The following is a 12,852-nucleotide window of genomic DNA, read 5'->3' as shown; positions in this document are numbered from 1 at the left end:
ATGCCGGTGCGCGTCGTGCGGGGAGCGCAGGGTCACGGCACCCTTCACCGTCCACCAGGAGTTCGCCGGAGCTGAGCGCCTCGGCACCGGCGAGGATCTTGATGAGCGTGGACTTGCCGGCGCCGTTGGCGCCGACGACGGCGAGGACCTCGCCGCGCCCGCCGCGCAGGTCGATGCCGTGCAGCACCTCGGTGGGGCCGTACCTCTTGCGCACGGCGCGGAATTCGAGGGCGGCCGGTGCCCCTGCCGCGTCGGCGCCGGTCCCGGCCGGGCCCTTGCCCGCGGGGCTCATCCGAGGGCTCCCGTCAGGATCACCGTTTTCTCCCTGCTGAACTCCCGTGCCGTGTCATGCAGTCCCTCGGCCGAGCCGCCGGTGTCGCGCGGGCCGCCGAAGGGCAGGTTCTCGGCGCGCAGGGCCGTGGAGCCGTTGACGACGACTCCGCCGACGTCGAGCGCGTCGGCGAGCCGGAGCGCCCGTTCCACGTCGCGCGTGAGGACGGCGGCCTGGAGGCCGTAGGGGGACTCGTTGGCGAGGCGCACGGCCGCGAAGGGGTCGTCGAAGACGGCGACGGGGGCGACGGGCCCGAAGATCTCCTCGCGCAGCGTGGGCGAGTTCTCGGGCACGTCGAGGAGGACGGCCGGGCCGTGGAAGGCGCCCTCGCGCTTGCCGCCGAGCGCGAGCCGGGCCCCGTCCGCCACGAGCGCGTCGACGGCCTCGCCGACGCGGGCCGCCGCTTCGGCGGTGATGAGCGGGCCGATGTCGGTGCCGTCGGCGAGCTGGTCGCCCACGGTGAGCCCGCCCGCCTTCGCGAGCAGGGCCTCGGTGAAGTCGGCGTGCACGGCGCGGTCCACGTAGACGCGTTTGACGGCGCAGCAGATCTGGCCGTTTCCGCGCGCGAGCCGGCCGAGCACGACGGCTTCGGCCGCGGCCTCCACGTCGGCGTCGGCGCAGACGAACAGGGCGTCGTTGCCGCCGAGTTCGAGGTGCACGCGCTTGAGGGTGTCCGCCGCGCGGCGCGCGATCTCGCGCCCGGCGGCCGTCGAGCCCGTGAGGCTCACGGCGTCGACGCCCGGCAGGCTGGCGAGCGCCTGCGAGACGTGCACGCCGCCGGTCACGGTCTGGTGCGCGTGCGGCGGGAAGCCCGCGGCCTCCACGAGCGCGGTGACGCGCAGGAGGGCCAGCGGGCAGCGCACGGGCGGGTGGACGAGGACGGCGTTCCCGGCGGCGAGCGCGGCGGCGGCCTTGTGCGCGTAGAGCTCGACCGGGTAGTTGAACGGCACGAGCGCGGCGACGACGCCGAGCGGGACGCGGCGGGTGACCGCGAGGTGGTGTTCGAGCCCGGGCACGGTGTCGAGCGGGATCTGCCGGCCGAGCAGCCGGGTGGCCTCGCCCGCGTACCCCCCGGAAGATCCGCGCCGCCGCGCGGACTTCCTCCACCGTCTGGGCGAGGGGCTTGCCGTTCTCGGCGGCGAGCAGCCGGGCGAGCGGGGCCAGTTCGGCCTCGATCGCGGCCGCCACCGCGTGCAGCAGGCGGGCCCGCTCGTGGGCGGGCAGCGCGGCCATGGCGCAGGCACCCTCGCGGGCACGGCGCACAGCCTCTTCGATCTGGTCGGGGGTGGTGTCCTCGATCTCACCGAGGTGTTCCCCGGTACCTGGATTGCGCACGGGCAGGACAGTGCTGCGGGACGTCACACGTCGGCTCTCCTGTGCGGCCTCGACCCTGGACGATACGGCTGGGACGACTCTCCGGAAGTGACGTGATGCTGGCTCCGTCGACCCCAATTACGAGCTGGTGCGTGATTGCGGTTGGGGAGGGATCGCGCGAGGGTGGGATGATCCAGTCCGTGGTGATCACGGTCGACCGGAACGTTCTCGCGCATCAGCTGTTCACCGGTGTCTCCCGGCAGCATCTGGCTTGCCTGGTCGAGGAGTTGGCTGGCCCGTGGCAGGCCATGATTGAGGGGCGTCGTCACGAGGCTCGCGGCGGGGCCAGGAAACGTGAGGCGGGGGCCGGTGCCCGGCATCGGCTGGTGTTCGTCGACCGGCTGGTCGTCACGCTGATTCACCTGCGGCACGATCTCCCGCACTCCGTCCTGGCCCTGTTGTCCGGTGTCGACCGTTCCACCGTTACCCGCGCGGTCGGAGAGATGCGCGGGCTCCTGGCCGAACGCGGATGCGCGGTCCCTGACCGTCCTGGCCTGCGGCTTCGGACCCTGGCGGATGTGTTCGCCTACGCCCAGGCCGAGGGCATCGAGCTGCGGCTGGATGCCACCGAGATCCAGGTCCGCCGGCCCGCGGCCGGCCGCGGCGGACGCCGGGCGTTCGTCTCGGGCAAGAAGAAGCAGAACACGATGAAGGGCCTTGACCCTGGAGTTTGAACACGTCTATGCGGCTCGGGCCAGGGTAGTTGAGGTTGGGTGGACGGTGATCTCGTAGGTGATCGGGGCTCGCTGGCCGAGCCGGGAATGACGGCGTCGGGTGTTGTAGCGGGACAGCCAGTGGAAGGCGTCGAGTCGTGCCTCGCGCTCGCTTGACCAGCCCTTTCGGCCCTTCAACGTCTCCCTTTTAAAGCTGGCGTTGAACGATTCGGCGGCGGCGTTGTCCGCGCTGGACCCGACGGCGCTCATGCTCTGCAGGACACCGGCCCGGCGGCAGGCGTCCGCGAAGGCCCCGCTGGTGTACTGGGCTCCGTGATCGGTGTGCATGATCGCCCCGTTCAGACTGCCGCGGGTCCGTTCCGCGGCGGCGAGGGCGTCGATGACGAGCTCGGTGCGCATGTGGTCGGCGATCGCCCAGCCTGCCAGGCGGCGCGAGCACAGGTCGATCACTGTCGCGAGATAGCAGAACCGTCCGCCGCCGACGCTCAAGTAGGTGATGTCACCGACGTACTTGGTGTTGATCTCCTTCGCGGTGAAGTCGCGGCCGATCAGGTCCGGGGCCTTCGCGGTGGCCGGGTCGGCGATGGTGGTGCGGTGCCGGCGCCGCAGACGGACCCCTTCGAGGCCGATGGTCCGCATGATCCTGGCAACGCGCTTGTGGTTGACCGCCTGGCCGCCCTCGTCGCGGAGCTCGGCAGTGATCCTCGGGACTCCGTAGGTGCCGTCGGACTCCTTGTGGGCCTTGCGTATCCGGGCCGCGAGCCGGTCGTCAGCGGCCTGACGGGCCATGCGAGCCGGGGCGGTGCGACGCCAGTAATAGAAACTCGAGCGGGCGATCCCGAGAATGTCGCAGAGCCGCTTCACGCCGTATCGGCGCTGGTGATCCTCAACGAACTGGCAGCGGTTCACCAGCGCGTCTCCGTCGCGAAATACCGGGCCGCCTTGCGGAGGATGTCGCGTTCTTCCTCCAGCTCGCGGATCCTCTTGCGCGCGGCGGCCAGCTCCGCCTGAACCGGGTCACCGGCAGGCTGCGGTGCCGTTGCGGGGGCGGAATGGGCACCGGCGCGGCGTCCGTCGGCGGCCCGGATCCAGTTCCGCAGCGTCTCGGTGTTCACTCCGAGATCGGCGGCGACCGACTTGATCGTCGCTCCCGGACGCGACCGGTACAACGCGACCGCGTCCGCCTTGAACTCGGCGGGGTAATGCTTCATCCCCACAGGGACTCCGTTCTCCTGGACCATCAAGATCCAAGTCTCTCCGGTGTCCAAACTCCAGGGTCAGGGCCCGAAGGCCACTGTCGTTGCCGACCATCAGGGCCGCACTCTCTGGACCGACGCCCTGCGGCCAGGCCGGATGCACGATGCGACCGCCACACGCAACGAAGGTATCGGAACCTGTTTCCAGCACTTCCCGGACGTGGAAGTGCTTCTGGACGACGGCTACCTCGGTCTCCGGCGTGATCACCCCGGCCAGGCGATCACACCGCCCAGAAAACCAAACAAGATCGCTTTGCCGCACGTGCACGCCGCCAGAGAAGAGGCCCGGCACCGACACTCATCGAAGCGCATCACCGTCGAGCACGCGCTTGCCGACCACAAACGCTGGAAACAGCTGACCCGCTGGACGCACCGGCGAGAGGCCCTGCCCGACACCTACCGGGCCATCGCCGGCCTCGTCTCCGACCGAACCGCCAACGCGTAACCACGCCCCTGATCAGGCAAACACGCCTCAACCGCAATCACGCACCAGTTCGTTACTGATCGTTTCAGAATGCCGCCCTGCGGAGACGCTGGCGGCCCATGGAACAATCCCCTTCGACCACGGGCTCAGGGGGGATGACGCCGTATGGAACGGGTTGGGGATGCACGAGGGCTCGTGCTTGGTTACGTCGACGCTCTGAACACAGTGCACGCGGCCATCAGGGCGGCGATCCCTTCGATTGAGCGACTCGCAGATGTCCTCGGCCTGGTCCGTTCGCACCGGATCATCAACCGGAGTGGGCGGGTCGGCACCTACTCCTACTCGGTTCATGGGGCCGGGTGCCGCTTCGTCAGTGACGACGGCATCGAGGTCGATGTCGACTTCGCACCCGACGGGAGCGAGATCTTCGACCTCTGGCGGCTGCGCTGGTACGGGCTGAGCCTGCCTGAGCCTCTTGACGTCACGGATCAGCACCCGCGGACCGCCGTGCGGTCCCTTCAACCGCTTTCTCTGACCGAGGTGCGACCGGGATGGTTCAGTGTCGCTGGCTGATCGCTTCAGGATGAGGTGCGCAGGCGGCGCAGACATATGAGGCTGCAGGCAAGTTCGAGCAGGCCCTGGTGGAGATCGGCGCGTCGTTCGTAGCGGGTGCGGAGCCGTTTGAACTGGTGCAGCCAGGCGAAGGCACGCTCGACGACCCAGCGCACCTTGCCCAGTCCGGAGCCGTGAGCGACGCCGCGTCGGGCGATCATCGGCTTGATGCCGCGTTTCCACAGCAGGCGGCGGTACTTGTCGAAGTCGTAGCCCCGGTCGGCGTACAGGCGCCGGGGCCCGCGGCGGGGACGCCCCCGCAGACCCCGAAGGGACGGAACGGCGTCGAGCAGGGGCAGGAGCTGGGTGACATCGTGCCGGTTGCCACCGGTGAGCGTGACGGCGAGCGGGGTTCCGTGACGGTCGACGATCAGGTGGTGCTTCGAGCCAGAGCGGGCCCGGTCGACGGGCGAGGGCCCGACGTGGTCCCCCCTTTCAGCGCCCGGACGTGCGATCCGTCCACGGAGCAGTCATCCGGGTCCAGCGGGCCCGCGCGACGAAGCTCGGTCAACAAGGAGGCGTGCAGGCGCGGCCAGACACCAGCCTCGGTCCAGTCCCGCAGTCGGCGCCAGGCCGTCACCCCAGAACAGCCCACTGCCTCCGCGGGGACGTCCCGCCACGCGACACCGGTCCGCAGCACATACAGGACGCCGGCGAGCGCCACCCGATCGGGAACACGCAGCCGCCCCGGGTGGCGATGGCGCCGTTCGGGGGCGGGCGGCAGCAGCGGGGCCACCCGCTCCCACAGGCCATCAGAAACAAGATCAGCACGCACGCCGGACACCCTGCCGACCAAGATCCTCGAACGCAAGACCCACGGCTCAACTCATTCTGAAACGATCAGTTACGAACTGGTGCGTGATTGCGGTTGAGGCGTGTTTGCCTGATCAGGGGCGTGGTTACGCGTTGGCGGTTCGGTCGGAGACGAGGCCGGCGATGGCCCGGTAGGTGTCGGGCAGGGCCTCTCGCCGGTGCGTCCAGCGGGTCAGCTGTTTCCAGCGTTTGTGGTCGGCAAGCGCGTGCTCGACGGTGATGCGCTTCGATGAGTGTCGGTGCCGGGCCTCTTCTCTGGCGGCGTGCACGTGCGGCAAAGCGATCTTGTTTGGTTTTCTGGGCGGTGTGATCGCCTGGCCGGGGTGATCACGCCGGAGACCGAGGTAGCCGTCGTCCAGAAGCACTTCCACGTCCGGGAAGTGCTGGAAACAGGTTCCGATACCTTCGTTGCGTGTGGCGGTCGCATCGTGCATCCGGCCTGGCCGCAGGGCGTCGGTCCAGAGAGTGCGGCCCTGATGGTCGGCAACGACAGTGGCCTTCATCGTGTTCTGCTTCTTCTTGCCCGAGACGAACGCCCGGCGTCCGCCGCGGCCGGCTGCGGGCCGGCGGACCTGGATCTCGGTGGCATCCAGCCGCAGCTCGATGCCCTCGGCCTGGGCGTAGGCGAACACATCCGCCAGGGTCCGAAGCCGCAGGCCAGGACGGTCAGGGACCGCGCATCCGCGTTCGGCCAGGAGCCCGCGCATCTCTCCGACCGCGCGGGTAACGGTGGAACGGTCGACACCGGACAACAGGGCCAGGACGGAGTGCGGGAGATCGTGCCGCAGGTGAATCAGCGTGACGACCAGCCGGTCGACGAACACCAGCCGATGCCGGGCACCGGCCCCCGCCTCACGTTTCCTGGCCCCGCCGCGAGCCTCGTGACGACGCCCCTCAATCATGGCCTGCCACGGGCCAGCCAACTCCTCGACCAGGCAAGCCAGATGCTGCCGGGAGACACCGGTGAACAGCTGATGCGCGAGAACGTTCCGGTCGACCGTGATCACCACGGACTGGATCATCCCACCCTCGCGCGATCCCTCCCCAACCGCAATCACGCACCAGCTCGTTAGTCAACAGTTTTGACAAATTCACGGCAAAGACCGGCCACAGGCGGGCCGGTCCCCCGCCCGGGCTCCGGCGGCCCCGCACGCCGCTGATCCTCCCGCTCGTGAGCGGGAGCGCTCCCGCGAGAAAACCCGGCGGCGCGCGGCGTTCGGGGCCGGAAAGAGCGCGGGAACACGGGCCGATGCTCTAGCGTTCACCTCTGTGGGAGGCGAGGCGCGAATCCCCCCCCCTCGCTGCCCCTCCCACCGCGACCCCTGCCGGTCCCCCCGTCCGGCAGGGGTCGCCCTTTGCCCGCTCTCGTCGCACGAGCGCCGCTTTGGCCGCGCCCGCCGTCCCGCGCCCGAGCGAGGGCCGGTCCACACGGTCCGAGCGCGCGACCCGGGTCAGGCCCCGAAGTCCCGCGCCTTGAGCTTCGCCTTCCGGCCGTCCGGGTGGTGCCACACGACGCCCTCGTAGGAACGGGCCGTGACCCAGGCGCGCAGAGCGGCGAAGTCGCGGGGCGCCGTCGCGAAGTCCGCCGCGACCTCCGGGGCCATCCAGCCGTGCCGCAGCAGCGTGTGGCGCGCGACACGCTCGGGGTTCCCGTTGGCCTTGGGCCCGACCAGCTCGTACGTGCCGGGGGCGAGGTCCGCGCCGGCCCCCGCGAGGGCCTCCGTGTGGAAGCGCAGGAACGTCGATCCGCTCATGGGCTCCCAGCCCATCGCCTTGCCCGTGACGGCGTCCGTGCTGATCGCCAGGTAGCCGGGAGGCGCGAGCCGCCCGGGGCGCACCTCCCGGCGCGCCCACCACTCCCCCGCCCCGTCGCGCAGGACGCAGGTGCCGTCGTACTTGCGGGTCGCCACGCCCTCGCCCGCCACGACCCACGCGCACTCCGACGCGACCTCGGGCAGCAGCCGCTTGCGGTTCTCCGGGTCGCGGGCGAAGAGGGTCGGGATCTTGTGCACGAGGGGCTCCGGCGGCGGGACGAGCGGGGCACGACCGCGCCCCGGCACGGACCGTCCGCGCCGGGGCGATGATGTCAGCCGGGCCGCGAGCCCCGCCACGGATTTCCGTGGGCAAGCCGCGGGGACCGCCACGGATTCCGCCGTCGGCCGCACGCCCCGCCACGGGTTTTTGCCGTCGGCCGCCCGCCCCGCCACGCGTTCCCGTCACCGGGGAGCGGGCGCCTCAGCGGATCGGGACCCCCGCGAGGGTGCGCGCGATGACAAGGCGCTGGATCTCGCTCGTCCCCTCGAAGATGGTGTAGATCGCGCTGTCCCTGTGCATCCGCTCCACCGGGTACTCGCGCGTGTAGCCGTTGCCGCCGAGGATCTGGATCGCCTGCGCGCTGACCTGCTTCGCCGTCTCGCTCGCGAAGAGCTTGGACATCGAGCCCTCGGCCGAGGTGAAGGGCTTGCCGGTCGCGGCCATCCAGGAGGCGCGCCACACCAGGAGGCGGGCGGCGTCGATGCGGGTGCGCATGTCGGCGAGCTGGAAGGCGATGCCCTGGTTGTCGATGATGGGGCGGCCGAACTGGGTGCGGGTGCGCGCGTACTCCAGCGCCACCTCGTACGCGGCCCGGGCGGTGCCGACCGCCATCGCGCCGACCGCCGGGCGGGACGCCTCGAAGGTCGCCATCGCCGCGTTCTTGATCCGTTCGCCGCCCTCCGCCCTCGCCCGCTCGCGGGCCCGCGCGAGGCGCTGGTCGAGCTTCTCCTTGCCGCCGAGCAGGCAGTGCCCGGGCACGCGCGCGTCGTCGAGGACGACCTCGGCGGTGTGCGAGGCGCGGATGCCGTGCTTCTTGAACTTCTGCCCCTGGGAGAGGCCCTTGGTGCCGGGCGGGACGATGAAGGAGGCGTGCCCCTTGGAGCCGAGATCGGGGTCCACCACGGCGACCACGACGTGGACGTCGGCTATGCCGCCGTTGGTCGCCCAGGTCTTGGTGCCGTTCAGCACCCATTCGTCCTTCGCCTCGTCGTAGACCGCGCGGGTCCGCATCCCCGCCACGTCCGAGCCCGCGTCGGGCTCCGAGGAGCAGAAGGCCGCGACCTTGACGTCGTCGGGCGTCCCGTACATCTGCGGCACCCATGTGCCGATCTGCTCCTCGGTGCCGTTGGCGAGGACGCCGACGGCCGCGAGGCCCGTGCCGACGATCGACAGGCCGATGCCCGCGTCGCCCCAGAACAGCTCCTCCATCGTCAGCGGGATGCCGAGGCCGGTGGGGTCGAAGAACTGCTGGGCGTAGAAGTCCAGCGAGTAGATGCCCAGTTTCGCCGCCTCCTGGATCACCGGCCAGGGCGTCTCCTCGCGCTCGTCCCACTCGGCGGCGGCGGGCCTGATGACGTCGGCGGCGAAGCCGTGCAGCCAGTCGCGGATCTCCCGCTGCTCCTCGTTGAGATCCATCGTGAACTCGGCCATGACCGGCCCCTCCCGCGTGACGAATGCTGTTACCTCAAGTAACCCGAGTCTGTTACCGGCCGGTAGGGCGTGTCAACCGGGTCGCTCGTCCCCGACGGGCCTCGCGCGCGGGTGTTACGTTGCGCGGTGCGCGGGGCCGTCACGCCTGGTCCGGCGCGCGGAAGACGGCACGGAGACGGCACGGGCGGGGAGATTCGTTGTGGAGAGCACGGGCACGAAGGGCCGTGCCGCGCGGCAGCGTACGGCACAGCAGCGGACGGCGGCGCTGCGCAGGCGCGAACTCCTGGAGGCGGCCGACCGCGTGGTGCTCCGCGAGGGCCCCGGCGCCTCGATGAACGCGATCGCCGCCGAGGCCGGGATCACCAAGCCCATCCTCTACCGGCACTTCGGCGACAAGGGCGGCCTCTACCGGGCCCTCGCGACCCGGCACACGGACGCGCTGCTCGCCGCGCTGCGCCAGGCGCTCGACGCCCCCGCCGAGACCCGCAGGGAGCGCGTGCGCCGCACGCTCGACACCTACCTCGCGGCGATCGAGGCCCGGCCCCAGGTCTACCGCTTCCTCATGCACCCCGCCGAGGACGCCCCGACGCCCGAGGGCGCGGGCTTCGACGTCGGCCGCCACTCCGCGCCGCTGCTGCGCCGCCTGGGCGAGGAGCTGGCCGGAGTCATCGCCGAGCGGGTCGACCCGGGGCCGGGCGGCACCCGCAGGGCCCGGGTCTGGGGCCACGGCATCGTCGGCATGATGCATGCGGCGGGCGACTGGTGGCTGGCCGAACGCCCCTGCGCGCGCGAGGAGCTGGTGGAGGATCTGACCGAGCTGCTGTGGGGGATGCTCGGCGAGGTCCCCGACCGGGGCGAGGACGGACCGCGCTTCTGAGCGGCGGCGCGCCTCGCGGGACGCGCTGAGCGGCGGCGCACCTCGCGGGACGTGCTGAGCGGCGGCGCGCCTCGCGGGACGCGCCGTCCTCCCCCGCGCTCCGCCTCCGCCGCCTTCCCGCCGCGACGTCCCGCTTCTCCGGGCCCACCGCCTCGTCTACAGGCCCGCCGCCCTCCCCCACGTCGTGCGGCCCGCCTCGCGCAGGACCTTGCGCCTGCGGCGCGGGTCGAGGCGGTCCACGTAGAGACCGCCCTCCAGGTGGTCGTACTCGTGCTGGAGGCAGCGGGCGAAGAAGCCGGTGCCCTCGACGCGGCGGCGTGTCCCGTCCGCCGTGCGCCCCTCGACCACCGCGCGGTCGAAGCGCGGCGTCGCCGCTTCGAGGCCCGGCAGGGACAGGCAGCCCTCGGGGCCGCGCACGAGGGGTCCGTCCACCTCCACGAGGCGCGGGTTGACGAGGTGTCCGAGGTGGCGCTCGTCCTCGTCGTCGGGGCAGTCGTACACGAAGAGCCGTACGCCCTCGCCGATCTGGGGCGCCGCCAGCCCGACCCCCCGGGCGGCGTACATCGTCGCGAAAAGATCCTCGACGAGCTTTTCCAGCCGCGGGCCGAAGTCACCGCTCTCGCGCGCGGGAGTCGTGAGCACGGGGGCGCCGTGGAGGCTGAGGGGCCGGACCTGTCCGGAACTGCCCGGGATGGGACGTCGTCGCATGAGCGGACAGCCTACGGTCCCGCGCCTCTTCCCAGGCAAGGCGCGGTGTGCGGTTCAGGCCGCGCGGGGGATCTCGGTAGGCTGCACCCGACGAATCCCTCCCCGCCACAGTGCGGCGCGCGGGAGGAGCACCGCACCACGGCGCGGGCCGGAGTGGCCCGGGGCGGTCGCGGGCGCCGGACGCGGCGGAAGCGAAGGAGGAGCGAGGACGATGACAGCCAACTCGGAGCCGCTGTCGGCACGGGCCAAACTGGCCGTGACGGCGGGCAAGGCCGCCGCGGCGGTGTCCCGAGCGGCGGGGCGCGGCAGCGGATCGGTGATCGGCGGCAAGGTGGCTCTCCGGCTCGAACCGGACCTGCTCGCCCGGCTCGCGACGCACCTCGACGTCGTACTGGTCTCCGCGACCAACGGCAAGACCACCACGACCCGGCTCATCGCCGAGGCCCTGCGCGCCGCGGGCCCCGTGGTCTCCAACGCGCTCGGCGCCAACATGCCCGCCGGGATCACCTCGGCGCTCGCCGGGGGCTCCGACGCGCGCTACGGCGTGATCGAGGTGGACGAGAAGTACCTCGCGGGTGTCGCGCGGGACGTCGAGCCGAAGGCGATCGCGCTGCTCAACCTCTCGCGCGACCAGCTCGACCGCGCCGCGGAGACCCGGATGCTCGCCGAGCGCTGGCGCGAGGGGCTCGCGGGCAGCAAGGCCGTCGTCGTCGCCAACGCGGACGACCCGCTCGTGGTGTGGGCGGCCTCCTCGTCGCCGCACGTCATCTGGGTGGCGGCCGGTCAGGAGTGGAAGGACGACGCCTGGTCGTGCCCCTCCTGCGGCGGTGTCATGCAGCGCCCGGGCGACGACTGGTTCTGCGGCGAGTGCGGATTCCGCCGTCCCGCCGCGAGCTGGGCCCTGTCCGGGGAGCACGTCCTCGACCCGCACGGCTCGGCCTGGCCCATCCACCTCCAGCTCCCCGGCCGCGCCAACCGCGCCAACGCGGCGACCTCCGCCGCCGTCGCCGCCGTCTTCGGGGTGCCGCCGCAGGTGGCCCTGGAGCGCATGTGGCAGGTGCAGGCGGTCGCCGGACGCTATGACACGGTCCAGTTCCAGGGCCGTGACCTGCGGCTCCTGCTCGCGAAGAACCCGGCCGGCTGGCTGGAGACGTTCTCGCTCATCGATCCGCCGCCGACTCCCGTGCTCCTGTCGGTCAACGCGCGCGGCGCGGACGGCACCGACACCTCCTGGCTCTGGGACGTGGACTACACGCGGCTCGCCGGGCATCCCCTCTTCGTCATCGGCGACCGCAAGCTCGATCTCGCGGTCCGTCTCGAAGTGGCCAATCTCGACTTCCGGGTCTGCGAGACCGTGGACGAGGCGGTGCGCATGGCCCCGCCGGGGCGTATCGAGGCGATCGCCAACTACACGGCGTTCCAGGACTTGCGCCGACGCGTGGGGAACTGACCGGACCAGTGAGAAGGGACAGGGATATGAGCGACAACAGTCTTCGCCTGGTCTGGATCTACCCGGACCTGCTGAGCACGTACGGCGACCAGGGCAACGCCCTCGTGGTCGAGCGCAGGGCGCGGCAGCGCGGCCTCGGCGTCACGCGCGTGGACGTGCGGAGCGACCAGCCGGTGCCGACCTCGGGCGACATCTACCTCATCGGCGGCGGCGAGGACCGCCCGCAGCGGCTCGCGGCCGAACGGCTGCGCCGCGACGGCGGGCTCCAGCGCGCGGTGGGCAACGGGGCGATCGTCTTCTCGGTGTGCGCCGGGTACCAGATCCTCGGGCACGAGTTCGTCAACGACCTCGGGCAGCGGGAGCCGGGCCTCGGGCTGCTCGACGTGGTCTCGGTGCGGGGCGAGGGCGAGCGGTGCGTGGGCGACGTGCTCGCCGACATCGACCCCCGGCTCGGCCTGCCGCCGCTGACCGGCTTCGAGAACCACCAGGGCGTGACCCACCTCGGCCCCACCGCGCGGCCCTTCGCGCGGACCCGGCTCGGCAAGGGCAACGGGACCGGGGACGGCACCGAGGGCGCGTTCAACGACACGGTCTTCGGAACGTACATGCACGGGCCCGTCATGGCGCGGAACCCGCAGATCGCGGACCTGCTGCTCAAGCTGGCGCTGGACGTCAACGCGCTGCCGCCGGTCAACGACCAGTGGTACGAAGCCCTCCGGGACGAGCGGATCGCTGCCGCGACCCGGCCCGAATAGTCCGACGTGCGTGCGGGGTTCCGGTTCAGGTCATAATTCTCAACCTCCTTCATCTCTTTCATCCGTTGTTAGAACGCGCTCTTTTTATTTCTTTTTTTTTTTTTTTTTTTTTT

12 protein-coding genes and 3 pseudogenes are annotated in these 12,852 nt (G+C 71.4%); 6 read left to right on the top strand and 9 right to left on the bottom strand.

Features of this window, described 5'->3' with window-relative positions:
- From SSBG_RS27300 to SSBG_RS35525, 3 genes and pseudogenes are all read right to left on the bottom strand, one after another.
- The coding region (locus tag SSBG_RS27300; RefSeq protein ID WP_037870761.1) for an ATP-binding cassette domain-containing protein at positions 1-292 on the bottom strand (292 nt) is incomplete at its 3' end.
- On the bottom strand, positions 289-1,347 hold the full coding sequence (locus tag SSBG_RS27295) for an aldehyde dehydrogenase family protein (RefSeq protein ID WP_267880275.1): 1,059 nt from the start codon (positions 1,345-1,347) through the stop codon (positions 289-291). The genes SSBG_RS27300 and SSBG_RS27295, both read right to left, overlap by 4 nt.
- A gap of 112 nt (positions 1,348-1,459) precedes the next feature.
- Positions 1,460-1,666, bottom strand: a pseudogene (locus SSBG_RS35525) (aldehyde dehydrogenase family protein); the annotation flags it as partial.
- 167 nt (positions 1,667-1,833) lie between these two features.
- Here SSBG_RS35525 and SSBG_RS27290 point away from each other — a divergent pair.
- Positions 1,834-2,358 (top strand): annotated as a pseudogene (locus SSBG_RS27290) (helix-turn-helix domain-containing protein); the annotation flags it as partial.
- Between the two features lie 27 nt (positions 2,359-2,385).
- On the opposite strand, the gene SSBG_RS27285 reads toward SSBG_RS27290, so the two are convergent.
- Positions 2,386-3,596 (bottom strand): IS3 family transposase gene (locus tag SSBG_RS27285; RefSeq protein ID WP_086023026.1). Its coding sequence is split into 2 segments (ribosomal slippage): positions 2,386-3,305 and positions 3,305-3,596, totalling 1,212 coding nucleotides; the frame shifts between segments, so codons are not numbered across the junction.
- A 70-nt stretch (positions 3,597-3,666) separates the two neighbouring features.
- Here SSBG_RS27285 and SSBG_RS27275 point away from each other — a divergent pair.
- Positions 3,667-4,080 (top strand): annotated as a pseudogene (locus SSBG_RS27275) (transposase family protein); the annotation flags it as partial.
- A 174-nt stretch (positions 4,081-4,254) separates the two neighbouring features.
- Positions 4,255-4,632, top strand: coding sequence for a DUF6896 domain-containing protein (locus SSBG_RS27270; protein WP_234010658.1), 378 nt, complete (start codon positions 4,255-4,257; stop codon positions 4,630-4,632).
- 5 nt (positions 4,633-4,637) lie between these two features.
- Here the strand turns inward: SSBG_RS27270 and SSBG_RS31795 are convergent.
- The 4 genes from SSBG_RS31795 to SSBG_RS27250 form a co-directional block, all read right to left on the bottom strand.
- Positions 4,638-5,446, bottom strand: a protein-coding gene (locus SSBG_RS31795; RefSeq protein WP_086023117.1) for an IS5 family transposase whose coding sequence is annotated in 2 segments (ribosomal slippage) — positions 4,638-5,107 and positions 5,107-5,446 — 810 coding nt in all. Because the reading frame shifts where the segments join, the coding sequence is not laid out codon by codon here.
- Positions 5,447-5,570: 124 nt separating this feature from the next.
- The gene (locus SSBG_RS27260) at positions 5,571-6,506 is read right to left on the bottom strand and encodes a transposase family protein (protein WP_008744639.1); all 936 of its coding nucleotides are present in this window, start codon (positions 6,504-6,506) and stop codon (positions 5,571-5,573) included.
- Between the two features lie 429 nt (positions 6,507-6,935).
- Positions 6,936-7,496 (bottom strand): hypothetical protein, encoded by a 561-nt coding sequence (locus SSBG_RS27255; protein ID WP_037870759.1) that lies wholly within the window; start codon positions 7,494-7,496, stop codon positions 6,936-6,938.
- A 223-nt stretch (positions 7,497-7,719) separates the two neighbouring features.
- Positions 7,720-8,949 carry an acyl-CoA dehydrogenase family protein gene (locus SSBG_RS27250; protein ID WP_008749277.1) on the bottom strand — a complete coding sequence of 410 codons (1,230 nt, stop codon included), beginning with the start codon at positions 8,947-8,949 and terminating at the stop codon, positions 7,720-7,722.
- A gap of 199 nt (positions 8,950-9,148) precedes the next feature.
- On the opposite strand from SSBG_RS27250, the gene SSBG_RS27245 reads away from it, so the two are divergent.
- A complete protein-coding gene (locus tag SSBG_RS27245; protein ID WP_008749276.1) occupies positions 9,149-9,826 on the top strand; it encodes a TetR family transcriptional regulator in 678 nt (225 codons plus the stop codon).
- Positions 9,827-9,982: 156 nt separating this feature from the next.
- Here SSBG_RS27245 and def read toward each other — a convergent pair whose 3' ends face one another.
- On the bottom strand, positions 9,983-10,534 hold the full coding sequence (def, locus tag SSBG_RS27240) for a peptide deformylase (protein WP_037870758.1): 552 nt from the start codon (positions 10,532-10,534) through the stop codon (positions 9,983-9,985).
- A gap of 211 nt (positions 10,535-10,745) precedes the next feature.
- On the opposite strand from def, the gene SSBG_RS27235 reads away from it, so the two are divergent.
- Both SSBG_RS27235 and SSBG_RS27230 read left to right on the top strand, forming a co-directional pair.
- Positions 10,746-11,984: a MurT ligase domain-containing protein gene (locus SSBG_RS27235; RefSeq protein ID WP_008749274.1), complete on the top strand. Its 1,239-nt coding sequence runs from the start codon at positions 10,746-10,748 to the stop codon at positions 11,982-11,984.
- A gap of 26 nt (positions 11,985-12,010) precedes the next feature.
- A complete protein-coding gene (locus SSBG_RS27230) occupies positions 12,011-12,739 on the top strand; it encodes a type 1 glutamine amidotransferase (RefSeq protein ID WP_007829796.1) in 729 nt (242 codons plus the stop codon).
- Positions 12,740-12,852: the final 113 nt, after the last annotated feature.

Origin of the sequence: Streptomyces sp. SPB074 (assembly GCF_000154905.1) — a bacterium.
GTDB lineage: Bacteria > Actinomycetota > Actinomycetes > Streptomycetales > Streptomycetaceae > Streptomyces.
This window is presented reverse-complemented; position numbering and strand designations above follow the sequence as displayed.

Coding starts and splice junctions, on each gene's coding strand:
- def (WP_037870758.1), bottom strand. CDS start 10,534: ATGCGACGACGTCCCATCCCGGGCAGTTCCGGACAGGTCCGGCCCCTC.
- SSBG_RS27260 (WP_008744639.1), bottom strand. CDS start 6,506: ATGATCCAGTCCGTGGTGATCACGGTCGACCGGAACGTTCTCGCGCAT.
- SSBG_RS27235 (WP_008749274.1), top strand. CDS start 10,746: ATGACAGCCAACTCGGAGCCGCTGTCGGCACGGGCCAAACTGGCCGTG.
- SSBG_RS27230 (WP_007829796.1), top strand. CDS start 12,011: ATGAGCGACAACAGTCTTCGCCTGGTCTGGATCTACCCGGACCTGCTG.
- SSBG_RS27250 (WP_008749277.1), bottom strand. CDS start 8,949: ATGGCCGAGTTCACGATGGATCTCAACGAGGAGCAGCGGGAGATCCGC.